21 protein-coding genes and 2 pseudogenes are annotated in these 22926 nt (G+C 49.2%); 6 read left to right on the top strand and 17 right to left on the bottom strand.

The genetic code is table 11. The annotated features are described in order from the left end of the window. Positions 1–7 precede the first annotated feature (7 nt). From OXH18_RS11415 to OXH18_RS11385, 7 genes are all read right to left on the bottom strand, one after another. Positions 8–1168 (bottom strand): ABC transporter permease subunit, encoded by a 1161-nt coding sequence (locus tag OXH18_RS11415; protein ID WP_268612908.1) that lies wholly within the window; start codon positions 1166–1168, stop codon positions 8–10. Between the two features lie 86 nt (positions 1169–1254). Beyond that, a complete protein-coding gene (urtA, locus tag OXH18_RS11410; RefSeq protein WP_268612907.1) occupies positions 1255–2598 on the bottom strand; it encodes an urea ABC transporter substrate-binding protein in 1344 nt (447 codons plus the stop codon). 161 nt (positions 2599–2759) lie between these two features. Then, positions 2760–3386, bottom strand: a complete 627-nt coding sequence (gene ureG, locus OXH18_RS11405; protein WP_268612906.1) for an urease accessory protein UreG — start codon at positions 3384–3386, stop codon at positions 2760–2762. Positions 3387–3542: 156 nt separating this feature from the next. After that, positions 3543–3848 carry a YkvA family protein gene (locus OXH18_RS11400; protein WP_268612905.1) on the bottom strand — a complete coding sequence of 102 codons (306 nt, stop codon included), beginning with the start codon at positions 3846–3848 and terminating at the stop codon, positions 3543–3545. Positions 3849–4049: 201 nt separating this feature from the next. Next, entirely contained in the window at positions 4050–5393 is a 1344-nt protein-coding gene (locus OXH18_RS11395; RefSeq protein ID WP_268612904.1) for an FGGY-family carbohydrate kinase, read from the bottom strand. Between the two features lie 139 nt (positions 5394–5532). Further along, the gene (locus OXH18_RS11390; RefSeq protein ID WP_268612903.1) at positions 5533–6492 is read right to left on the bottom strand and encodes an SGNH/GDSL hydrolase family protein; all 960 of its coding nucleotides are present in this window, start codon (positions 6490–6492) and stop codon (positions 5533–5535) included. Positions 6493–6933: 441 nt separating this feature from the next. Beyond that, on the bottom strand, positions 6934–7506 hold the full coding sequence (locus OXH18_RS11385) for an MliC family protein (protein ID WP_268612902.1): 573 nt from the start codon (positions 7504–7506) through the stop codon (positions 6934–6936). Positions 7507–7893: 387 nt separating this feature from the next. Between OXH18_RS11385 and OXH18_RS11380 the strand changes: the two genes are divergently transcribed. Continuing rightward, positions 7894–8034 carry a hypothetical protein gene (locus tag OXH18_RS11380; RefSeq protein WP_268612901.1) on the top strand — a complete coding sequence of 47 codons (141 nt, stop codon included), beginning with the start codon at positions 7894–7896 and terminating at the stop codon, positions 8032–8034. Between the two features lie 751 nt (positions 8035–8785). Next, on the top strand, positions 8786–10603 hold the full coding sequence (locus OXH18_RS11375) for an ABC transporter ATP-binding protein (protein ID WP_268612900.1): 1818 nt from the start codon (positions 8786–8788) through the stop codon (positions 10601–10603). Positions 10604–10904: 301 nt separating this feature from the next. On the opposite strand, the pseudogene OXH18_RS25195 reads toward OXH18_RS11375, so the two are convergent. From OXH18_RS25195 to OXH18_RS11360, 3 genes and pseudogenes are all read right to left on the bottom strand, one after another. Next, positions 10905–11147, bottom strand: a pseudogene (locus OXH18_RS25195) (response regulator); the annotation flags it as partial. A 29-nt stretch (positions 11148–11176) separates the two neighbouring features. Next, positions 11177–11269, bottom strand: a pseudogene (locus OXH18_RS11365) (ATP-binding protein); the annotation flags it as partial. Positions 11270–11467: 198 nt separating this feature from the next. Further along, positions 11468–11668, bottom strand: a complete 201-nt coding sequence (locus OXH18_RS11360) for a DUF2949 domain-containing protein (protein ID WP_268612898.1) — start codon at positions 11666–11668, stop codon at positions 11468–11470. 140 nt (positions 11669–11808) lie between these two features. Between OXH18_RS11360 and OXH18_RS11355 the strand changes: the two genes are divergently transcribed. After that, entirely contained in the window at positions 11809–12474 is a 666-nt protein-coding gene (locus OXH18_RS11355) for a class I SAM-dependent methyltransferase (RefSeq protein WP_268612897.1), read from the top strand. An 84-nt stretch (positions 12475–12558) separates the two neighbouring features. Here the strand turns inward: OXH18_RS11355 and OXH18_RS11350 are convergent, their stop codons facing one another. The 5 genes from OXH18_RS11350 to ppc form a co-directional block, all read right to left on the bottom strand. Then, a complete protein-coding gene (locus OXH18_RS11350; protein ID WP_268612896.1) occupies positions 12559–13284 on the bottom strand; it encodes an HAS-barrel domain-containing protein in 726 nt (241 codons plus the stop codon). A gap of 171 nt (positions 13285–13455) precedes the next feature. Further along, positions 13456–13650, bottom strand: a complete 195-nt coding sequence (locus OXH18_RS11345; RefSeq protein ID WP_268612895.1) for an NAD(P)H dehydrogenase subunit NdhS — start codon at positions 13648–13650, stop codon at positions 13456–13458. A 221-nt stretch (positions 13651–13871) separates the two neighbouring features. Continuing rightward, positions 13872–14405, bottom strand: coding sequence for a ribosome maturation factor RimM (gene rimM, locus OXH18_RS11340; RefSeq protein WP_268612894.1), 534 nt, complete (start codon positions 14403–14405; stop codon positions 13872–13874). Between the two features lie 29 nt (positions 14406–14434). Then, the gene (locus OXH18_RS11335; protein ID WP_268612893.1) at positions 14435–15040 is read right to left on the bottom strand and encodes a rhomboid family intramembrane serine protease; all 606 of its coding nucleotides are present in this window, start codon (positions 15038–15040) and stop codon (positions 14435–14437) included. Positions 15041–15165: 125 nt separating this feature from the next. Then, entirely contained in the window at positions 15166–18228 is a 3063-nt protein-coding gene (ppc, locus tag OXH18_RS11330) for a phosphoenolpyruvate carboxylase (RefSeq protein ID WP_268612892.1), read from the bottom strand. A 434-nt stretch (positions 18229–18662) separates the two neighbouring features. On the opposite strand from ppc, the gene OXH18_RS11325 reads away from it, so the two are divergent. Continuing rightward, positions 18663–20009, top strand: coding sequence for a recombinase family protein (locus tag OXH18_RS11325; protein ID WP_268612891.1), 1347 nt, complete (start codon positions 18663–18665; stop codon positions 20007–20009). Positions 20010–20145: 136 nt separating this feature from the next. Here the strand turns inward: OXH18_RS11325 and OXH18_RS11320 are convergent, their stop codons facing one another. After that, the gene (locus OXH18_RS11320) at positions 20146–20316 is read right to left on the bottom strand and encodes a hypothetical protein (RefSeq protein WP_268612890.1); all 171 of its coding nucleotides are present in this window, start codon (positions 20314–20316) and stop codon (positions 20146–20148) included. A 299-nt stretch (positions 20317–20615) separates the two neighbouring features. Between OXH18_RS11320 and dusB the strand changes: the two genes are divergently transcribed. After that, a complete protein-coding gene (gene dusB, locus OXH18_RS11315; RefSeq protein WP_268612889.1) occupies positions 20616–21689 on the top strand; it encodes a tRNA dihydrouridine synthase DusB in 1074 nt (357 codons plus the stop codon). Here dusB and OXH18_RS11310 read toward each other — a convergent pair. Beyond that, a complete protein-coding gene (locus OXH18_RS11310) occupies positions 21622–22266 on the bottom strand; it encodes a DUF1361 domain-containing protein (protein WP_268612888.1) in 645 nt (214 codons plus the stop codon). The two genes, dusB and OXH18_RS11310, sit on opposite strands and share 68 nt — an antisense overlap. A 181-nt stretch (positions 22267–22447) precedes the next feature. Here OXH18_RS11310 and OXH18_RS11305 point away from each other — a divergent pair, with 181 nt between their 5' ends. Then, positions 22448–22921 carry a VOC family protein gene (locus OXH18_RS11305; protein WP_268612887.1) on the top strand — a complete coding sequence of 158 codons (474 nt, stop codon included), beginning with the start codon at positions 22448–22450 and terminating at the stop codon, positions 22919–22921. Positions 22922–22926: the final 5 nt, after the last annotated feature.

Here is a 22926-nt window from a genome sequence, read left to right as displayed (position 1 = left end):
CCGATTCCTATGCATCCACCGTTCGCCCTTTCTGCGGGAACAAACCAGCGGGACGGAACTGCAAGAAGAGGACAATCAAGAAGAAGACCATGACCTTAGCCATGCTGGTGGTAGCAAAGAAGGTGAAGAAGTCAGCTAAGGGTTGGATCGATGAGAACGCAAACGCTAGGATGCCTGCACCAATCACGTAATCGATTAAACCAATCACCAGTGCCCCAATGATTGTGCCCACCAGTTTGCCAACGCCACCCACCACCACGACCATGAAGGTGTTAACAATGTAATTTTGTCCCGTGTTGGGCCCTACCGACCCCAGCAGGCTAACTGCGCACCCGGCAATCCCCGCCAAGCCAGACCCCAGCGCAAAGGTGAGGGCATCTACTTTTTGCGTAGGAATACCCAAACATGCGCTCATGCTGCGGTTTTGCGTCACTGATCGAATGCGCAGTCCCCACGGGGTTTTGTTGAGAAAGAAGTAAATACCGGCCACGCACAAGACTGTCAGCAACATGATAAACATGCGAGTGTAGGGCAGTTGATAGTTACCGATCGGCAGCCCTCCTTGCAGCCAACGAGGAGCCGTCACATCGACGTTTTGCGCGCCAAACCAGGGTTGGGTGACGGTCAGACCGTAAGCGTTGCTGAGTAGTGAGCCAATGCCAAACGCGATCGCCACCGACAGCGGCAACAGCACCAAAATAAACCAGCGACGCCGCCCTTCAAAGTCGGCTCGCCGCCGCAACAGCGCCAGCCCGCCAAAGAACAGCCCACAGAACACCACCAGTCCGGCAATCATCACCCAGTTCACGCTGCGAACAAACTGTTGCAGAATTAGACTAACGCCCCAGGTTGCCAGCAGCGTTTCCAGTGGTCGTCCGTAGAGGTGGCGAATCACGCCCCGTTCTAGAATTAGCCCTACCAAAGCAGCAACGATGAAGGCCATGATTAGGGCAGCAAAGATATAAAACTGGGAAAACGGCTCGCCCAGCGGCCGGAAAACATTTTGTACAACAAATGTGGTGTAGGCTCCCAGCATCATCAATTCGCCATGCGCCATGTTGATGACGCCCATTAGTCCAAACACGATCGCCAGCCCCAACGCTGCCAGCAGCAAAATTGAGCCAATACTTAATCCATTAAAGATTCCATCTAAGATGCTAGGTAGCAAAATCTCCTCCCGCTGAGTTTGCGCAATAGATTCGGAAAAGGCATGGCGTTGATTCCATGCCTATACAACTTGCTCTCAGATTTGAGTTATGCCTTGAACTTGCCGGGGTTTGCCTCGTCGGTCTTCGTCCAGTCACAGGTAAAGCCCTGCGTTTCGGCTACAAATTGGTTCCAAGGCACTGGGTCAACCGGACCATCGGTAGCGTAGACAATCTCAAACAAACCATCATCGCGCACTTCCCCGATTCGTACTGTCTTCGACAAGTGATGATTTGTGTTCATCGTCACGGTTCCACCGGGAGCCTCGAAGGTTTGACCATAGGCCGCTTGACGCACCGCCTCAAGGTCCGTAGGCGTGCCTTCGCTGCCCGCTTGCTCCACGGCTTGTTTCCAGATGTTGACCGAGATATAGCCCGCTTCCATCGGATCGTTGGTGACTCGTTCGTTGCCGTACTTCGCCCTGAACGCATCCACAAACTTCGTGTTAGCAGGCGAATCGACGGTCATGAAGTAGTTCCACGCGGCATATTGCCCCTCCAGGAAGTCAGTGCCGATCGCCTTCACTTCTTCTTCGGCAATACTGACCGACATCACCGGATAGCGATCGGGACCTAACCCTGCGCCCTTCAACTGCTTGAAGAAAGCCACGTTGCTGTCGCCGTTGAGAGTGTTGTAAATCACACCGCCGTTGGGTAACGCCGATCGAATCTTGGCAATAATCGGCGCAACTTCCGTGTTGCCCAAGGGCAGATAATCTTCACCTACTGTCGTACCATTCTTCGCTTCTAGTTGCGCTTTGATAATGGTGTTAGCGGTACGCGGGAAGACATAATCTGAACCCACCAGATAGAAATCGGTTCCCTTATTTTCCAGCAACCAGTCTACTGAGGGTTCGATCTGTTGGTTGGGGGCCGCCCCGGTGTAAAAAATATTTTTGGAGCATTCCTGCCCTTCATACTGCACCGGATAGAAGAGCATGTGGTTCTTCTCTTCAAATACGGGTAGTACTGCTTTACGGCTGGCAGAGGTCCAACAACCAAAGACCACTACTACTTGGTCTTCTTCGATCAATTTGCGTGCTTTTTCCGCAAACGTGGGCCAATCGGATGCGCCGTCTTCCACAATCGGCTGAATTTGTTTGCCTAGCACACCACCTGCATTGTTAATTTCTTCGATCGCCAGCAGGGTTGAATCAACAACGCTCTTTTCGCTGATAGCCATCGTGCCGCTGAGTGAGTGCAGCACTCCTACCTTGATTGCATCTCCGCTAGCAGCTGGAGAAGCCGCCACTTGTGTTCCTGCATCGGTAGCGGCTGGAGACTCACTTGTGCTAGTGGTTTCACCGTTGGCGCAAGCTTTCAAGAGAACACTGGTTCCTAATGCAGCGGAACCATACATCAAAAATCTACGGCGACCAAATTGCCTTGCCATGAACGTTACAACTCCTCTCTGAGGGCTGAATAGTTGACTACAGTAAGTAATTAAGCTACTCAGCGATAGTATGGCTGCGATCGACAAGGAATTGTATTCTAAACTACAGAACCCAAGCCTTATAAAAATAAAACCCGCTTTGGAGGGATGGTTAAAACTGACTAAGTTGCTATATTGCTAGCCCGATCCTGTTTTTCCAGGTGAAGCGTAATTAAATCAATAACTACTTCTAACCCTTGCTTAGTTTTAAGATTTGTGAATACAAATGGCTTTTCCCCTCGCATTTTGCGAGCGTCGCGCTCCATTACCTCTAAATTGGCTCCAACCAGCGGAGCAAGATCAATTTTGTTAATTACCAGCAGGTCAGATCGAGTGATCCCCGGCCCACCTTTGCGCGGAATTTTGTCACCAGCCGCTACATCAATCACATAAATGGTTAGATCGACCAGTTCTGGACTGAAGGTAGACGCCAGATTATCGCCGCCGCTTTCAACGAAAACTAAATCAAGTTGGTTGAAGCTGCGCTCTAGTTGTTCGATCGCCACTAAATTAATCGAAGCATCCTCCCGAATCGCTGTATGAGGACAGCCACCCGTTTCCACGCCAATAATCCGATCGCGCTCTAGGGCCTGACTGCGCACCAAAAACTGGGCATCTTCTTGGGTATAGATGTCATTGGTAACAACGGCAATATTGAAGTGATCTCGCATGGCTTTGCACAAAGCATCCACCAAGGCCGTTTTTCCAGAGCCAACGGGGCCAGCAATTCCAACTCGCAGCGTGTGCATCTGCCCTCCAAATCGTTTTGATCATGATAAAACGAGGTCACCGCGTCGCGATCGATGGTTTTATAAAAAATTTATACGTACAAATACAAAGAAGGGAGACGATCGATCGTCCCCCTACTCCATTGAAACCCAGAATTTTGAAACTCGAAATTGAGACTAGTCAACCTGAACCGCATTAACATCCACTGGCGTTTTTGTTGCTGGTTGAGCATCTGCCACCACTTCAGGAGTGCCGCCGCTTTTATTCTTTTTAACCCGATCGATCAACAATTGTGATACTTCCGATACCAACAGCGTCATCAACAAAACATCATCAATTTGTCCAATGACAGGAATAAAATCTGGAGCAATGTCGATCGGGCTGAGCAAATACAGTAGCGAGCCACCAATTAGCCACCAACGGTATTTGGGATTACGAAGCGTATTGCGATACCAGTCATAGACAGCTTGAATAGGATTCATTATGGGTCTCCTCTCAACTACCCCTTAATTCTGACAAGTTGCCTGCGGTTGTTGAAGTGTCTTAAGGGTAAGAAAGCCGATCTGTTTCAGGAGAGAGAACCGATGGAGAGGGTTGAGAATAGGGAGTAGAGAATAGGGGTTGAGTTTAGCCTTCATCTCTCATCCTTCATCCTTATCTGGGCAGACACATAGGTACTGCCCTTACATTTTTTCCTTCCTCATCGTTCCTTGTTCCTCCCTTCCTTTCCTTGCTAGTAAAGCCGTACCATAGGCGGCTTCGGTTTGCGCAGATGGAAGGACTGGGACGTGTAAGTGGCGCGATCGAATCATTGTCCATGCAGCATTTTTGGCTCCGCCGCCAGCCGTGTAGACCTGAGTCAGAGCCGTGGCTCCTAGTTGTTGCAAGCGTTGGTATCCTTCTGCTTCGATGCGGGCTATGCTTTCTAATAAACCATGCAGAAATTCGACAGGATTATTTGGACGGGGTTCTAGGCGAGGTGACAAGGCGGGATCATTGATCGGGAAGCGTTCGCCGGGTTTGGGTAAAGGGTAATAGTTGAAGGGACTGGGGCGATCGGGCTGAATCTGTTGGCTCAGAGATTGTAGCTCTTCGGCTGTAAAAAACTGTTGCAACACGGCTCCTCCGGTGTTTGATGCACCACCCACTAGCCATAAATTCCCCAATCGATGGCTGTAAATGCCGTAGTGACTATCATCAACGCGGGCTTCGCTCAATAATTTGAGGACTAACGTTGAGCCTAACGATGTCACCGCTTCACCGGGTGACGCTGCACCACTGGCAAGAAAAGCGGCAATGCTGTCGGTTGTTCCCGCACAGACCATACAGTCAGTCGGCAAACCAAACCGCTCGGATAGGTCTACCTGCACAGGAGCGATCGGCGTTCCCGGTGCCACAACGATTGGTAGTTGAAACGGAATTGACGCACGCTGCAACCAGCCAGGATAGCGCAACTCCCCCACGTCATAGCCCAACTTCAGCGCATTGTGATAGTCGCTAATTCCCAACTTGCCATGCAGCAGGAAAGAGAGCCAGTCAGCTTGGTGAAGAAAGTGGGGAGCGGGGTAAGTGGACAAGTTCCTAGACCGAGAATCCTCCTCCTGTTCCCTCCTCCCTGTTCCCTGTTCCCTCTCTTCCGCCAACCACAGCAGTTTTGCCAAGCTAGATGTGGCGCTGACAACCGTGTGATTGGGTGGGGCAATCGCTTTCACCTGATCTAACGCAGTGGCTCCTCGCGCATCGTTGTAGAGCAGAGGTGGGGCAATTGGCTGCCCTTGACAATCACAAATGAGCACGGTGGAAGAAGTCCCATTGATGGCGATCGACTGAAGTTGTGAACGTAGTTCTGCTGGCAATTGCGCAATTAGCTGAAATAAGGTGGTTCGCCAACTCTCTGCTAAATCGGCTGCGGCAATCGAGGCGGCAAACTTGATACTAGTTTGGGCTTGGATTTGCCGATCGGCGTCAATGACGATCGCCCGTGCGCCAGAGGTTCCAAAGTCAATACCGAGATAAGCGGGTTTCATGTGCCTAGTTTGAGGCGTTGTTGGCTATTAGGGCTATTAGTCTAAGATTACTTGACTGAGTTGCAACAGCGCAGGCAGTGTCTTTTGCTGAAGCAGACATCGATCGCTGTGGGAACAAGTGAAACCTGCTGGATTCTAATTATTTTCTGTGATTGCGTGATGCGAAACTTGCTTGAATTTTCTTGCCAATTTGTTCTACCACCTGCTGATTGCCGATCGAGTTAAGGTGAATGGAATCTCGGTAAAAGGAATTGGGATTGGCGGCGGCATTGAACATGGGCAGAAAATCGATGAAGGGAATTTGCTGTTGTTGGGTGAAATGGGTGAGGCGCTGCCGGGCCGTTTTCTCGTAATCACGAGGGCCAGAACCTCCTACTTCTCGCAGCAGTGGCGTTATCCCCAACAGGAATTGTGCATTAGACTGAGCCGCGATTGTTTGTATAGCCTCAATCGCTGCCAAATTGGCTCCCACTCGATCGCCCCCTTCTCGTTGAACAGCTTCCAGTTCTGGAATGGGTTGGGGTTTGGTGAGGTAGCGGTGGATCACTTCAATCAGCGCCAGCGGCGGTTTGCGGTTAGGGTAGTTGCGATCGCGCCCCACTTGTACCGAGGTTGGCGTTGTAGCAAACAGATCGTCAGTGTTGATGAGCAACACAATCACTTGCGCCTCGAAACCGCCGAAGTGCTGTAGATATGCCAGTTCGTTGCGCGGCCCCCATGAGTTAGCAGAGGCATTTAAGATTTCGACGTGTTGATAGCCGGTCGGTTGAGTGTAGAGATACTGTTGTAATAGGGCGGACAGGGTCTGGTTTTGATCCGTCCACCAGCCGCCATTGACGATCGAATCCCCAATTAACAGCACTCGCAACGTTTGTGGAGGACGAGTGGCAGTAATCGCGGCTCCTCGCATGGAATACTGATTAATTTCAATCCGATTTCCGAAGCGGCGCGTGCGTTGATTGGGAGCCAACAGATACCCCATGTGGGCATCAGGTAGGTACAACAACGGCTGACCAAAGCCAAACCCCGATCGCAAGCCTACCTCAACGATGCTCAATAACCCAACAATGCCAACCAAAATTAGAAATGCAACTTTCACAGCGTTCTCCGATGGGTTGAACTCAAGCTAAACCATCGGTGGCATGGCTGAATCGAGATCTGACTCTAGGCTGCCTCACCCTCACCCTTGCTCCGTTGGGAGAGGGAACGAGTGTTCCGACGCTCTTCTCTCTCCGGAAGCAGGGGTGAAGATAAGGGCAAATCGGCAAATCCAACTTAAATTCAGCAACGCCCCATCGGTTAATAGTACCCAGTCTCTTTGCAGCCACTTACAGTAGCTGCCTACAAAAGAAAGGGCGATCCATCGATCGCCCTCACAACATGTATCTCACAACATGTAATCGTGTTCATCCCCATTCGTTGGCATGCGGCATCGCATTCACCCCACCGCTGGTGGCTCCTCCTCCTTGCCAAAAAGGGAGGGTGGGAAGGGTTGGCATCCGGTGCAACTGAATAGAGAATGGGTATTAGAGAACGGGCATTACCACAGAGCCCGCACGGGGGCTGGGCTAGCGGCAGGACTGGGAGCCGGAGCCGGGGTCGTTTGGGCAGGCGCTGGAGTAGTAGTTTGCTGGGTGGTTTCAGTCCGTTGAATTGTGGTTTGTTCAGTGGTCGTTGTGCCCTCTAGCCTGGTGCTTTCTACGGTGGCAGACTCCTCTAGGGTGGTCGTTTCGCCCTCCACCGATTCCTCTGTCACTGATCCATCGATCGTTGTTTCTGCTTCAGTAGAACCTTCGATCGAGTCTAGCTGAACGGTGCAGTTGTTTAGCACCGTTTCACCATCCACCTCGACAAACGCTTCGTTTTCCTTGGTATAAAGCGTAGTGGAGCCATCTGAGTAGCGTGCCCCAGAAGCCGCTGGAATCTGTTCCAAGGTCAGCGTTTCGTTACCCAAGTAAACAACGGCTCCTTCTGGAACAAACTCTGCCTTAAAAGTGCCCCCTTCGTCACATTGATAGACATACGTCGTTCTAGATACTTGCGCCTCGGCAGAGAGGGGAATTGTTGCTAGTGCAACTGGAAGCAATAACACACCAATATTGACGGTTTTCATAGATAAATATCCTTATGTGCTTTGCACACCTGTAGATTAAGCAATCTGTGATTCAGTAGACAAAACTCAATCACCGAGTTGCAACAGTGAATGATTAATACACGACTTTAGTTTGTTAAAGAGCTATTGGTTTAATGAGCAAGTTGCCTAGACTACAATGTCTAAAAAAAGTTCCCGTGAACAACGGCCATTTCAACGAATTGTTCAACAAATTGAGAAAAAAACGTTAAAGTGTGCGGCTTGACGCTGGACTTGCAGGGAGGCTGGCTAAAATAATGGAGGAAGATAGGTACAAGTTATTGCCCTTGTCTTGCCAGGTTATCAACTGTGTACGTGGCTCTGTGCAAGCCTGAACGACCCCAGCTTTGTAGGGAGAAGACGCATACTATGACAGACATGAATCGGGGAATTATGAAATTTAAGGGAGCAGACAGCACCTTTGCTGTGACGCTTTCGGCGCTGCTCATTCTAGGCTCGATCGCCTTTCTAGTTGTATGGGCGTTGCAATCGGCCTATGCCTTTAACTAACCTTCCCCATTTAGAATTGCTTAAATTTGCTAATTTTGGTTGGTAACATTGATGAATGCGGGCAGTCTCGGTACTGCCCTTTTTGCTGAGTATGCTTCATTACCAGGAGAAGGGGCAATCGATCGCCCTAATAGAATTGCCCTAATAGAATCGTCAAAGCACAATAGGTTTCTTAGGGCTAGCGCTTGCCAGCATATACTACATATGTGTTACAATGAGTAGTCAGACATCCTTCAACGTTTCGTAAGCAATGCAACTGTAGCAATGCAACTGTATTTAATAACCGAAAGCCAACCATTAACCTGCATCGAGCTTGGTGCAGCCTAGATAGAGGGGCACTGCCTACTCTACAAAACGCATTGTCGATCGAAACTACTGTACAGGTTCAATCTGTTTTCTGGAAACCTTGTAACACAATCTGTAGTATAGCTTTATCGTTGCTACACGGGTTCAGTTTTATTCTATTGTCCTTATATTTTTGTTCTAAGGACCATCATTTCGATTTCTCCTTTAGAGTAATTCCAATCTGATTATGTTTATTCATATCTGTTCTTATTGAGGATTACCGACTTCTTCTAAAAAATCCTGTCATTGTCCATGGTTTCATCGCATCCATCCTTCTAGGATTGTGATTTCAATTCCGCGAACCTTTGCTGTCAATTGTTTATGCTGATGTTTCTTGTTGCGGGCTGACTGTTCACTAACATCACCCCTAAGTCTGTCTGATTTTTATTAGTGAGGCGCATCACCTATGGCAAATTTCTTAGATCTTGTGCGCTACTTCCGATCGTATTGGTCGCTCGCAATCTTCAGTATTGCGATGAGCAGCCTGTTTGAAATTATTGATCTGGTTGTGCCTTACACAATTGGTCAACTGCTAAATGTTCTGTCGAATCAGGCGATCGATGCGCCGCTGCAATTGTTTACCAATCAAATTGCTACACTGGCCCAACAGCCGCCCAGCCAATCCTTGTCTGTTGCGGTACTGCTCGGGATTATTTTTGTCGTAACAGTGGTGCGTGCGCCGCTGCAACCCTGGCTAAGCCACTGGTTTCACTGGGATATTGCCCTACGATCGCGCCGAGATCACACTGGGCGCACAATCGCCAAAATTCTCACTTTGCCATTGGAGTTCTACGACGAAAACAACGCTGGACGGATTGCCGGACGAGTCGCTAGAGGATTATCCAATCATACTTGGACATATCCCGAAATTTCGGGTCAAATGATTCCGAAGATTCTGCGAGTAGTGGGCATTTTTGTTCTAATTTTAGTGATTGATTGGCGAATCGCAATCCTTTTTCTGTTATCATTCGTAGTCATTCTTTGGTTCACTTGGAAGACGCTAAAACAGTTAATTACGAAAGAAGAGGTTCTCGATCGCTATGAAGAGAACACCGAAAGCCGGACATCTGAGATCATTACTAACATCAAAACGGTGAAGGCATTTGCCACCGAAGCCAAAGAACTGCAACGACAGCAAGAGCGGCTGCAACGACAGTTCAAGATTGTCAGCTTGCGGATTCACAAAGGGTACACAATTCTGTTTACCTGGCAGCGATTCGTGATTCAAACTTCGGTATTTGTGGTATTGGCGCTGACGCTATGGGCCACGCTGCAAGGACAGATTTCGCTGGGACATTTCATCACCACGTTAACGGTTTCAAGCATGGCTTATGCAGAACTTGAACCGATTAGCGGCTTAGCCGAAGTGTTTGCCCGTCGCTATGCGTCCATGCAGCGATTGCATCAGTTCATGAAGCTTCCCGTTGGCGACGATTCCGCTAATTTGGCTGACCCACCCGAAGCCGTGCGTCATTATCGGTTCACAGGAAAGGTACATTTCGATCGCATCTACTTTGGCTATGATGCCGATCGCCCGGTGTTGCAAGACATCAACTTGCTGATCGAACCGTACCAAACGGTGGCCTTGGTGGGCCGATCGGGTTCAGGAAAGTCAACCATGGTGAAGCTGCTGTTTCGGTACTTTGATCCTCAACAGGGTCGGATTCTGATTGACGGGCAAGATACGCGCAGTTTGGACATCACTGGCTATCGACGACGACTGGCGATCGTTCACCAAGAAGTAGATGTCTTCAACGGCACATTGTTAGATAACCTCAAATACGGCAATCCCTTGGTTACGTTTGAGGAAATCGAGAAAGCGTGTCAAATTGCCAGAGTCGATGAGTTCATTCACCTTCTACCCAATGGATACTACACGGTTGTGGGTGAGCGGGGTGTGCGCTTATCAGGTGGACAGCGGCAGCGATTGGGCATTGCACGAGCGTTGCTCATGAATCCGGATGTGCTGGTGTTTGATGAAGCTACCTCCAGCCTAGACTACGAATCCGAGCGATCGATTCAGTTGGCCATGCGCAGCATTCTCGGCACTCGTACCACGATCATCATTGCTCACCGACTCAGTACTGTGCGGGAAGCCGACAAAATTGTGGTACTTGATCAGGGTCGAATCCTTGAAGTGGGAAGCCACGAGCAACTGCTGACGCGAGGGGGCATTTACCACCGCTTGCATACGCTGCAAGAAACAGGTGAATTGCTGGCATAGTCTCTGTTTGTGGGGGCGATCGTTCGATCGCCTCTGCAACAATCTGTATCTTTCAAAGGTTAATTTACCTTACTTAAAATATAGATTTATGCTCTGCAAACTTGCCCAAGCTGATGATACAATTATCCGCTTTTTATTTTATACTTCTAGTTACACTTTAATCATTCCATCGGTATACTCATCGGTAATTAATGGTACAGCGCTAAGCTCTACCCAAGGTAGTGAGACTCATCAATCGCCATAGACAAGTTACACAGACTCCTATTCTCGCAACACGTAACCAACACTGCGTACAGTATGAAGCCGTGAGTTCGATCGCTCGTTTTCCCCGAAAAATTTCACGAGTTTTACGATTCAGGGTCAAATCTTCAAACTGCAATAGATCCACGTTGGGTTCCTGTGTGCGTCGCAAATGGGCCCGCACCCGTACCAGCAATTCCTCAAGACTGAACGGCTTCACCATATAGTCATCTGCTCCCGCATCCAATCCTTCAATGCGATCAGTTACTTCATCTTTAGCAGTCAAAAAAATGACAGGAGCTTTGTAAACATACTGCCTTGTTCAGGTTCAGATCAAACGGTGATTTCGCCACCCAGACTTTCCACTAACATTTTGGCAATCGCTAGCCCTAATCCTGTTCCTCCAGTGGCACGACGTCGATCTGATTGTTGCGATCGAATCACTGATTGAAGGGGTCTATCGTTCAGAATGAATCTGAGAAATGGCTTGACTAAGCTTAAAAACTTAAGAATTTCGACACTTTAATAGAGTGTTTTATTATTGCGTTGATTGATGCGTTGATCTGACTACCCGCTCGATCGCAGACCAACTCCCAGTTTCTTACCCTGGCTGCGTCACCTCGATCATTGGGCTGTTTCCAGCCAATCAAAGATTTGGTCTAGTTGCTCTAAGCTCACAAGTCCATACTGCCACAACACCATTGGCAATAAGTTTGGTAACGATTCTTGATGATGCCGCAATGCCACCTGAATCGAGTCGGCTGGAATGCGCAACTCTTCTTGTAAAAACCGAATTAAACGAGCTTTTCGAGACGCAGTTTTCATGAAAGGATGTCCTTAAGGGGTAGAGTCTACGTTGTATTCATACGGCGATAGTTCCTTGGTGGTTCAATCGTCCTTCTATTTAGACAAACCAACATCAGCCTCACCTCATACTTTCGTGTCACCCGATCGGATGATTTGCCATGACCAAACAATCGCTGGGCTTAACTGATGAACAGTACACATATTTACTCTCATCTTCCTTGCGGGAACCCGAGGTGTTACAAAAACTGCGACAAGAAACCGCCGAGCATCCTATGAGTCAAATGCAAATTTCACCTGAACAGGGTCAGTTCATGGCGCTGTTGGTGCGACTCATGGCAGCCAAAAAAACCCTAGAAATAGGCGTATTTACGGGCTATAGTTCGCTGTGCGTTGCCTTAGCTTTACCTGCAGATGGTCAGATGATTGCCTGCGATGTCAGCGACGAATACACGAAAATTGCTCAACGCTATTGGCAATTGGCCGGAGTGACAGACAAAATTAAACTATACTTAGCTCCAGCCCTTGACACACTCGATCGACTGTTAGCTGAAGGACAGGCCAACAGCTTCGACTTTGCGTTCATTGATGCCGACAAAAGTAGCTATGATGCCTATTACGAACGGACGCTGCAATTGGTGCGCGTCGGAGGACTGATTGCAATTGATAATGTGCTGTGGTCTGGAAAAGTTGCTGACCCAACGGTGCAGGATAGCCGCACGAATGCTATTCGGAACCTCAATCAAAAAATTCGCGACGACGATCGGGTGATTCCTAGTTTGGTGCCGATCGCCGATGGATTGATGTTGGCGCTGCGGCAGAAATAGGAAAGAGAAGGGCGGGCACCTATATTTATTTGTTTACAGGACACGCTAGACCCTCGGCCAAGCCCTTGCGATCCATGCATGACTCTATACATGCACTTGCTGCAAAATAATTCGCAATCGATCGTAGTCATCTTTTAGCAGAACGCTGAGCGATCGGCCAGCCTCGACCAGCCAGCGACGATCGGCTTGTCGCAGTTGATACACTTCTCGTAGGGTGGCGGCTACCAATGCATCCACAGGTGCACTGCTGAGTTGCAACAAGGTTCGCAAAAAATCGAGTCGATCGCTAAACTGCACTACTTCGTCCGAGGCACAGCGAAATACCGCTTGGTGCACCTGGGGTGGACGAGGCGGCAAGTGTTGATATAGGCTGTCACTACCAACGGGTGTCGTACTCCTGGTGGCTTTGTTAGTAGCTCCATTCGTTCCATTCGATCGATGCTGCGCTCCATTCTGAGTCGGAGCGGAAAGCTGAAATCCGACGATCGCGGCTCGAAACTCGGTTTTCAGCATGGCAAAAATCTGCGGTTGCTGTTCCCGCAGTTCTTGTAACGATAGACCTAAAGCTCTAGCTCGATGCACCGAATCAATCGGACTCGTGGTGGCATGATAGACCACCGCGTAGATTTGATTCCCTGATTCCTCATCGATCGCCTTTACCCAACTGCCAAACGGCGGCATCACGGCAAAGCTCAAGTCTTCTGGCTCTAGACATTGAGCTAAAAATTCGGTGGTCGAGGTTTCAATCACCTCGGCAATATGACCCGGTCGGCGATCGGCAGTAGCAAATTGAGGCAGAGATAAGCGCATGAGATGGAATTGGAGAATCAGGGGGTGGAAATTGAAGGTTGAGAGTTGGGGATTGGGGACTAAGGATTAGGATGGCTGCGAATTTAGTGGCCGCCTTCATTGCGACACCTAGCTCAAATCAAAATATCGCTCTTTTCTTAACCCCTGACCCCTGATTTCTAACCGCTCAAATTACTTCTTACCACGACCTGCCGTTGCGTCAACAGCTTCGAGTTCAGATAGTTTAAAACTAACCAACTTATCCCAATTTCCGCCTTCAAATAATACCGCGACTTGGTCGGCACTAATTCGTTGAACTAGCCCTTGATAACCGTAATAAATATCATTGATGTTGATGACACGGACTGCTGAGCCTGGAAGAATCATGATGGTTGGAATGAATAATTAAGTGTCTTTACTTAGCTTAGGCTATCTTAGCGACAGTAGAATATCTCAGCGACAGAGGCAAGTTTTATAGAACCCATTTGAGGATCTTTTAAGAGAAAGCAAGCCGCCTGGACAGGAGGCTGACGAAACACAGAGTGAGCTATGTCGGAGCTAGGTTCTACATACTTTCCCAACCAGAGTTTAGCCGCCTCAGTCTATCGCTACAACTCAATTAAGCCAGGGGGTGGTGTAATCTCGATGCGCTTTTGCACCAAGTCCACCACGGGAACGATCGCTTTTACAAAGGGAATTAATACGGTAGCCGAGGTGTTTGCGACATGCAGCTTGACTTCCAGCAGATCATTTCCTGCTGCAATCACATCTGTCACCGTTCCAATCGAAGTTTGGGTGGCTTGATCAAAAACTGTCAGGTTGAGCAAATCTAGCACGTGATACTCATCCTCATCTAGTTTGGGTCGATCGGCTTCTGGCACTAGCAGGCGGCAATCGCGCAGTTGTTCGGCTTGGTTGCGATCGGTAATACCGGCAAAGGACACGACATAGAGTCCCTTATTAGGTAGATAACGCCCACTGAGTAGATCGATCGGTTCTGGGTCGGCTTTACCAGGACGCAGCAACCAGCGAGTTCCAGATTGCTCAAATCGTTCTGGAAAATCGGTATTGGGATAAATGCGTACTTCTCCCTTTACCCCTTGAACTCCCACAATTTTGCCAATTTCTAACCACTCAGACATAAGCAGATCAAGGATGAGGCAAGCTACGGTTAGTTATACGATCGCCGAGGGGTAGCCAGCAGCTTGGCGGCAACCACTCCACCTAGAAAACCAAACAAATGCCCCTCCCAGGAAATGCCAATGCGGACGGGCAGAATTCCCCACAGCAAACCACCATACATCACAAGCACAATCAGCGAAAACAACAGCGATAGAAGTTTGCGCTCGAAGTAGCCGCGAGCAATGAGATAGCCCAAGTAACCAAAAATGACCCCGCTCGCACCAATATGACAGCCGGGTGCACCCAATAGCCACGTTCCCATACCACCGACAAACATGGCAATCGCCGTTACCCAAAAGAAGTCGATTGTGCGGCGCAGCATCACTAGCCAACCCAGCGTCACAAACGGAATGGTATTGGCAATGAGATGTCCAAAGCCGCCGTGTAGAAATGGCGCAAACAAAATGCCGCGCAGTCCAGAAAGTTGGCGGGGAAAAATGCCAAATTGATTCAGCCCGTTACAGAACCCCCGCGTGCCGCCCAGCGGAATGTCGATGAGTTCTAGCACCCACATAACACCCACAAACGTGCCCAGGATTAACACTTGCGCTTGAATTTCCTGGGCAATGCCCTTCATTTCATCCTGGCTACTCATGGATCTACCTCTGGTAGGAAAAAGGCTAGAAGATAGATGCTAAAGCTTTAAAGGTAAAAGCTGAAGTTTTGGTTGAGCTAGTAGCCTTCAGTCTTTAGCCCCTTTATTAGCCTTTTCCATTCTAATCAGCCAGTATTCCGCATTCCAGCCGCAATGCCGTTAATGGTGAGCAGGGCCCCACGCAACAGTTCACCCCGGCTATAGCGCGATCGAATAGCTCCAGCACTGGCACTGGCTTTATGTTGGCGTAATCGTTTCACTAAGGAAACTTGCAGAAAGCCCAGCGGCACAATTGTACTGTTGCGCAGTTGCACCGAGCGCTGTAAGTCAGGATCGCCATCTAGTAACCGCTCGTGTCCAGTAATGCGCAAGACTAATTCGCGAGTGAGGTAGTATTCATTGACAATTTGCTGAAAGACTCGCTCGAACCGATCACGATCGTCCGGATGAGTCAACTCTTCTACATAGTGGTGAGCGATGTTCAAGTCTACTTTCGAGAGAGTCATTTCGCACTTCGAGATCACCATCTTGAAGAACGGCCACTTATAGTAGAAACAACGCAATAGCTTCAGGTTTTCTTCGGGTTCTTCATCCAAAAAGCTCTTTAGCGCTGTGCCGACACCATACCAGGATGGCAGTAGTACGCGAATTTGCGTCCAGCTAAACACCCAAGGAATGGCTCGGAGACTGGAGAGATCTTTCTTGCCGCCGCTACGTCGAGCCGGACGAGAACTAATTTGCAGTTGGCTGATTTCTTCGATCGGCGTCACATTCAGGAAAAAGTCGAGGAAATCCGGCTGCTCGTAGATTAAATTGCGATAGTGCGATCGCGATCGAGCGGCCAATTCTTCCATGATTTCGCGCCACGGTTGAATATCATCAAACCCGCTGCGTAACAGGCTGGCCTGTAACACGGCCGTGGCGATCGTTTCCAGGTTATAGAGTGCGAGTTCTGGCAAATTGTACTTAGATGCCAACACTTCTCCCTGCTCGGTGATTTTAATGCGCCCGTCAATGCTGCGTCCAGGTTGAGCCAAGATGGCATCATAGGCAGGGCCACCGCCCCGACCGACCGACCCACCGCGCCCGTGAAAGATGCGAATGGCAATGCCCGTTTTTTCGGAAATGGCTTGCAGCGACTGTTGAGCTTTGTGAATTTCCCAATTGCTGCTGAGGAAGCCCGAATCCTTGTTGCTATCAGAATAGCCCAGCATGACTTCCTGAAGCGGCGGCGCAAAGTTCCCAGTGTTCTGGGCCGCAAACCCGCCCCTGAGCAATGTGTGGTAAAGGGGCAAATCAAACAGCGACTGCATTACAGACGGCGCTCGCTGCAAATCTTCTACGGTTTCAAACAGCGGCACTACTTGAATCGTGCTAATACCCGTAGCAGGGTCATAGAGTCCTGCTTCTTTGGCGAGCAGCAGCACTTCTAGCAGATCGCTGACATGGTGGCTCATGCTAATGATATAGGTTTGGCAAATTTCCACACCAAACTCTTGCTGAAGCTTACGCACCATGCGAAAGGTTTGAATCGTCTCGTTGGCTTTATCTGAGAAAAAGAGTTCAGTGGGAATCAGCGGCCGCCGCGTTTGCAGTTCTGTCGCCAGCCACAGCACCTTTTGTTCTTCGGAGAGATCGTTGTACGGCGTCGGCAAGATTTGCAAATAGTCGCTGATCTCAGTCAAAGTATCCGAGTGACGCGAACTCTCTTGACGAATATCAAGATGGGCTAGGTTAAAACCATAAATTTCTGCTTGACAGATCAGGTTATCCAAATCGCGGCAACTGAGTCCGGTTTCTTCCAAGTTGCGGCGAATCAAGTTCAATTCTGCCAAAAACTCATCACCTGAGCGGTAAATGGCCGCTGGGTTAGTATCAATCAGATCAATTTGCGAATAATCACCGTTGTAGAGCTGTAGGCTGCGATCGTGGGTGTTCTCTAGGCGCTTTTGAATATAGGCTAATTTCAGGCGATAGGGTTCTTGACGATAGCGAATTGCCAGCTTTTCATATACATCTGGCAGTTGGGCCTGATCGTGTTCCAGTGATTCCAGCAATTCTGGTAACACATCACTCCAGTGCAGCGATAGACTCAGCAAATTTGTCAGATTTTTAATGGATTGAATGTATTTACCTAAAACCAGATTGCGCTGATAGCAAGCCGTTTTCCAGGTGACTTCAGGAGTCACAGAGGGGTTACCGTCACGATCGGAACCCACCCAAGAGCCAAACTTACAGAAATTGTGTTTGGGTGGGTGCAGCCGTGGAAACGTAGTGCTGAGGGCGCGGCAAAAGCGATGATACAGTTGGGGAATTGTATCAAATAGTACTTCTTGAAAATAGTGCAGCGTGAAATCTACTTCATCTAACACCGTGGGCTTAAATTGGTGCAGTTCATCGGTACGCCACCACAAGCGAATTTCCTCGGTGAGTTGGGCCCGCAGTTCCTCAGCCTCCCAGGATGACAACTGTCCTTCATCGATGCGATCGAGTTGACGCAGAATTTTGGCAATGCGGCGCTGTTTATCGCGAATAGTATGGCGCACAATTTCGGTGGGATGGGCCGTGAACACCAAGCGCACATCTAGCTGATCAATCAGCGTTTGAATGGCTCGCGGCGGCACATTCAAGCGATGCAGCTTAGGAAACAGCGATTGAAACGTTCCAGCTTCTCGGCGCGGAGACGGAGCCAAGCTCTTTTCTAGAAAATTGGCATGAAGCGTACTGCCCTTTGCTTCTGGATCAGATGCATCGGGTAGATGATCTTCATCCAGGAAATTAGTGGGGGTAGGCTGATCGTAGGCAGCGCGATATTGCTGCTGTTGCCCCCGCTGTTCGTAATGCTGTTCAACGATGTTGATTAATTGAAAGTAAAGTGCAAAGGCTCGAGCCGCCCGAATTGCCTCATTGAGATCGAGGTTTTCCACCATCTTGACGGCTTCAATTTCCTTGATTTCAGAGAGTTCCCCTTCCGGAGAATAGAGCGATCGCAACTGTCTCAGCAGATTGACTAATGGCAGTCCACATTCCTGCTGAAGCACTTCTTCCCATAGATCCTCTACAATCTTGAGACGATAGCGCAAAAACAGATCCGGGGCCGAGTCTGGGGTAAACTCCTGATTGATTTTCTCCTCGGTGGTGGTTCCAGAACGAAAAGCATCATCCGAAAATTGAAGAGTTGAACTCATAGTCTTGATCGCAGGATGGTTTGGGTAAATTTTATGGGTTTTGTAAGAGCAAATCTATAGAATTGGGACGAATCGAAGCAATTGCGCCAACAACGAGACAACGAGGCTAAACAAACTTCAGTTGGATCTAACCTTAGCGGTTTGGAGTTCAGCAAAAGCAAGTCTTAACTAAACAACCTGACAGCGGAATCTTTGTAAACTCGAACATGAATGATGAAGCGCGGTGCACGGTTTTGTAAGGATTTCAGGTTTTCAGTCATGGTTTTGTATGGATTGCTACATTTTTTCAATGCTGACGTGAAGAGTCATTAAGCGCCGACTGGTGTTGAATCAGAACCGCGCAAACCTTAGACACCCGCAAGTCATTGCTAATAAATTGTTTCAAATTCGCATCATCAATACTGTACCGTGTTGCCTACAACCTCAGACCACTTATGTCTACTGCTGAACAGGTGTCTACTGCTAATGGACAGACATTTGCTTATTCATACTCCGATCCGTGGCTAGAGTCTGTACCGGATGTATCAATCTGGGAGGGAGTCAATCGATCGATCGATCGGATTTATCAAGACCTTGGCAGTCGTCAGCAGTTACAGCAATTGTTGAACGATTGTGAAACCGAAACGGTGGCTTACTTGGTGGTGCGACGCTTAGAAGAACTGGGCGATTCGATTCAAGCCGTGAGTGACTGCTTAGCAACGTTAGAGCGTCTTAACATTAATCTGATTGCCTTAGATGAAACCATCGGAGCCGGGGATCACTCAATCCAGCGATCGGACTTGTTCTACTTGCTAGCAAACATTCAAACGAGTCAACAGCGTCGTCGCCTGCGCCAAGGTCATGCCCGCAATCGCATCAAAGCACTGCCTCCACCCGGTAAAGCGCCCTATGGCTACAAACGTGGTAAAGAGCGGTATACGATCGATCGCACCACCGCCCCTATCGTCAAAGAGTTTGTCGAACATTTTTTGCTCTATGGCTCATTACGGGGAAGTGTGCGGTTTTTACAGAAAAAGTACAACAAGAAAATCTCGGCATCTACGGGTAAACGATGGCTCACTAGCCCAGTGTATCGAGGGGATTTGGTGTACCAAACCGGCGATGTGGTGCAAAATACCCATGCGGCGATCATTTCGCGCGACGAAGCTGCCCAAGTCGATCGATTGTTGCGACGAAATCGACGGATGCCTCCCCGCACGGCCAGCGCCCCTCGTTCGCTATCGGGATTAGTCAAATGTGGCGCGTGCCAATCGTCTATGAAAGTCAGTCGTGTTGCTGCCCGACGGAGTAGCCAACCGGGCAAAGAGTATCTCTACCTAACGCCGACGGCCTGTTTACGTCAGCCCAAGTGTCGATCGATTCCCTATGATCAGGTGTTGAAGCGCACGATCCAATGCATTTGTCAAGACCTGCCGCCTGCCGTATCCGCGGCAGCGCTACCGGATATCGATCGAATCAAACAAGGTTTAACAGCCCAACTCAGCGCCAAGCAAGCAATTCTAGACCAACTCCCGGATTTGGTGACAACTGGAATTCTCGATCCTGATACTGCCGAGTTGCGATCGTACAAACTTCGTACCGAAATGGCCGCTCTGCAAACTCAACTGGCGCAACTGCCGCCTGTGAACTTGAAAACGATCGCTCAGGTCGTTTCCATTCCCCAATTCTGGTTAGATCTATCAGAAACCGAGCGGCGCTTCTATTTTCGTGAATTCATTCGTGAAATTGCGATCGTGCGTCACGACAGTGAGTGGGACGTACAGTTGGGGTTTATCTTTTGAAGGGGCGATCGCTCTCTCAACTCCAAGCTTCCCCCTCAGAGGCACAACATTCACACTCTAAACGCGATTATTAGAATCATCCAAAACCTCAGACCTCTCCCTCTACACCCTAGTCTCCAACCCCCAATTCCCAAACTCACCGAGTCGATCGATACCACAACAACGTACTGATCACTTCTCCCGGATTGCCAGTGGGCAGCAAGCGTGACCATGAACCAGCTTCCGCAATGCTAGAGGCATGTAGTCGCAAAATCATGCCGCTTCCCAGTCTGGGTTGTTGGATGCCGACATCCAAACCATGCTGCATACGTCTTGTCCTCTGGCACGATCGCTCCATCCCCTGGAACGATGCCCGCTTCCTCAACTATTGCACAGAACGGCTCCTTCTCCAGCGCATTGGGGGGCAGTATCGGTTTGTGCATAATGTTGTTGCAGGAGCGGTTGGTGGAGTTGGGCAATGGGTAATCGGGAATGGGAGATGGGCTTCGCCGTGAGCGTTAGCCGAACGGGAGATGAGTGGATAAGGGACTGGGGAGATGAAAACCCTCTAATTGCGTAGAATCAAAAAGCGATCGATTCTATATCCCAGATGATAACGGTTCGTTTATGGTGACGCTTTCTTCCTCCTTACAAGCGCTTTGGTCTACCCCGTTGCACATTGGCAACCTCAGGATCAACAGTCGGGTGCTGCAATCGCCGCTTTCTGGTGTAACAGATTTGGTATTTCGTCGCTTAGTGCGCCGCTATGCCCCCGATTCGATGATGTACACCGAAATGGTTCATGCCGGAGAATTGCACTATCGATCGCCACGCCCGTCAATTATGGAAATTGATCCAAACGAGCGGCCGATTAGCATTCAGTTATTTGATTGTCGTCCCGACTTTTTAGCCGAAGCAGCCCAGAAAGCCGAAGCCGAAGGAGCCGATACAATCGACCTTAACATGGGCTGTCCGGTGAACAAAATTACGCGCAAAGGTGGGGGGTCTTCCCTGCTGCGGCAACCCGAATTAGCTGAAGAAATTGTGCGATCGGTTGTGGCAGCCGTTCAGATTCCAGTCACCGTGAAAACTCGCATTGGCTGGTCAGATGAGGAAATTAACGCTATAGAATTTGCCCAACGCATGGAAGCGGCTGGGGCACAAATGCTGACGTTGCACGGTCGCACACGGGCACAAGGCTATACTGGGGCAGCCCGCTGGGAGTGGATTGCTCGCGTTAAGGCGGCGTTGTCAATTCCAGTGATTGCCAATGGTGATATTGTGTCGGTGGAGTCGGCCATCCGCTGTTTAGAACTGACCCGTGCTGATGGGGTAATGTGTTCACGCGGCACGTTGGGCTACCCGTTTTTGGTCGGTGAAATCGATCGATTTCTAAAAACAGGAGAGTCCCCCTCACCAGCGACACCAATTCAACGGCTTCAGTGTGCCCGCGAACATTTAATCATGCTGTGGGACTATAAAGGCGCTCGCGGTATTCGCCAAGCCCGCAAGCACATGACCTGGTATGTCAAGGACTTTGATGGAGCCGCTGAGTTGCGCACTCACCTGACAGCGATCGAGACTGTCGAACAAGGGACAGCCCTCCTAGATGTAGCGATCGATCGGTTGATGGCTAAATTTCATCCAACACATCTTTGCCCAGGCGAGCATACTGTACCCGCAACACCAATCCAAGGGTAATCTGCTTCAGAAGCCAGTACAGGACGGTGAGAATCACAAAGGTGGTAACGATGACAGCTAAAGGCCATTTGCTGGTTAAATCATCCAGTGTTGTAATCAGCACATTATCCGGATCAGTCACCAAATCCCAGCTATTAAACCGCCGAAAGCGCCCCATGTAAATGCCGATGGCACAGAGGACATGGGTCAATAACTCAGCAGGTAGAATAAACTGTTTGGCTCCCTGTTGCTTCAAGTAGTAGCCTTGATTAATTAGTGCAACCACATAGGCTTCAAAGCCAAGCAGAATGGCAAAGGCATGAATCGGTAAAAAGACTAATGCAATCAACCAGGTTGACACATAGGGAGTACCGCGAATTAGGTGAATGATATCGGTGAGGACATAGGGTGCATTGGGCAAAAATGCTGCATAAACCAAAAAACCAAGCCACCACAGCAACGATCGCGATTCCGTTTTTTGTCGATAGAGCCAAAAGCTGAGCGCCAGGGGAATGAAGGCAAGAAACAAATTCCATAAAATCCAACCGCTGTAGACATTGGAAAAAGCTGCTCGGATACTTGATAGAATTGCTCGCATAAGTTGCCCTACCGTTCACTATCCTTTAATCAACACCAATTCACCGACTTAAAAAATCTGGCTTAACCAGCAGATGCACCGTTTCTAGATTAACGTGAGGTTAATGATTGTTCTCCAAATCGTTTCACGTCCGTAAGATTTGGTTAAGATTTGGTAAAAATTTATAATCCACCTCTGCCCAATGTCTCACCTGTCGCAATCGACCTCTCAACCCAGTTTTCCCGCCCTATTGCCAACCATGCTGCGGCGGGTACATCACATTGCGCTAAATGTGCGAGATATGCAGGCGTCTCGACATTTCTATGGCAGCATTTTGGGTTTGCGAGAACTGCAAGGCGATGAAGTACCAGAAACGCTGAAAACTTTATTTGAAGCAGGTGAAGCCGCCAACTTTGTCACTCCTGATGGCACTGTGATTGATCTCTTCTGGAAACCCAACTTAACACCTCCCGATCCAAACCCTACCCGTGAATTTACCCGTGCAGGTCATCTTGCCTTTGATATTGCTCCAGACTTGTTTGATCATGCTGTCGAGGTTTTGAACCATCATCAAGTGACAATTGATCATGGTCCAGTGACTCGCCCCACCGGGCGCGGCATTTACTTTTATGACCCCGATGGATTTCTTGTTGAAATTCGCTGTGACCCCGCATAAAAGGT

Origin of the sequence: Thermocoleostomius sinensis A174, from assembly GCF_026802175.1 — a bacterium.
Lineage (GTDB): Bacteria > Cyanobacteriota > Cyanobacteriia > Elainellales > Elainellaceae > Thermocoleostomius > Thermocoleostomius sinensis.
The sequence above is the reverse complement of the archived record's forward strand: the minus strand, read 5'-3'. Positions and strand labels throughout refer to the sequence as shown.

Bases quoted from the DNA above. Each gene is read 5' to 3' on its own strand.
- ureG (WP_268612906.1), bottom strand. From the start codon at position 3,386: ATGCACACGCTGCGAGTTGGAATTGCTGGCCCCGTTGGCTCTGGAAAA.
- OXH18_RS11350 (WP_268612896.1), bottom strand. From the start codon at position 13,284: ATGCGCTTATCTCTGCCTCAATTTGCTACTGCCGATCGCCGACCGGGT.
- OXH18_RS11395 (WP_268612904.1), bottom strand. From the start codon at position 5,393: ATGAAACCCGCTTATCTCGGTATTGACTTTGGAACCTCTGGCGCACGG.
- OXH18_RS11360 (WP_268612898.1), bottom strand. From the start codon at position 11,668: ATGAAAACTGCGTCTCGAAAAGCTCGTTTAATTCGGTTTTTACAAGAA.
- OXH18_RS11385 (WP_268612902.1), bottom strand. From the start codon at position 7,506: ATGAAAACCGTCAATATTGGTGTGTTATTGCTTCCAGTTGCACTAGCA.
- OXH18_RS11380 (WP_268612901.1), top strand. From the start codon at position 7,894: ATGACAGACATGAATCGGGGAATTATGAAATTTAAGGGAGCAGACAGC.
- OXH18_RS11400 (WP_268612905.1), bottom strand. From the start codon at position 3,848: ATGAATCCTATTCAAGCTGTCTATGACTGGTATCGCAATACGCTTCGT.
- OXH18_RS11305 (WP_268612887.1), top strand. From the start codon at position 22,448: ATGTCTCACCTGTCGCAATCGACCTCTCAACCCAGTTTTCCCGCCCTA.
- rimM (WP_268612894.1), bottom strand. From the start codon at position 14,405: ATGTCTGAGTGGTTAGAAATTGGCAAAATTGTGGGAGTTCAAGGGGTA.
- OXH18_RS11335 (WP_268612893.1), bottom strand. From the start codon at position 15,040: ATGAGTAGCCAGGATGAAATGAAGGGCATTGCCCAGGAAATTCAAGCG.
- dusB (WP_268612889.1), top strand. From the start codon at position 20,616: ATGGTGACGCTTTCTTCCTCCTTACAAGCGCTTTGGTCTACCCCGTTG.
- OXH18_RS11355 (WP_268612897.1), top strand. From the start codon at position 11,809: ATGACCAAACAATCGCTGGGCTTAACTGATGAACAGTACACATATTTA.
- OXH18_RS11375 (WP_268612900.1), top strand. From the start codon at position 8,786: ATGGCAAATTTCTTAGATCTTGTGCGCTACTTCCGATCGTATTGGTCG.
- OXH18_RS11320 (WP_268612890.1), bottom strand. From the start codon at position 20,316: ATGCAGCATGGTTTGGATGTCGGCATCCAACAACCCAGACTGGGAAGC.
- OXH18_RS11310 (WP_268612888.1), bottom strand. From the start codon at position 22,266: ATGCGAGCAATTCTATCAAGTATCCGAGCAGCTTTTTCCAATGTCTAC.
- urtA (WP_268612907.1), bottom strand. From the start codon at position 2,598: ATGGCAAGGCAATTTGGTCGCCGTAGATTTTTGATGTATGGTTCCGCT.
- ppc (WP_268612892.1), bottom strand. From the start codon at position 18,228: ATGAGTTCAACTCTTCAATTTTCGGATGATGCTTTTCGTTCTGGAACC.
- OXH18_RS11345 (WP_268612895.1), bottom strand. From the start codon at position 13,650: ATGATTCTTCCAGGCTCAGCAGTCCGTGTCATCAACATCAATGATATT.
- OXH18_RS11325 (WP_268612891.1), top strand. From the start codon at position 18,663: ATGTCTACTGCTGAACAGGTGTCTACTGCTAATGGACAGACATTTGCT.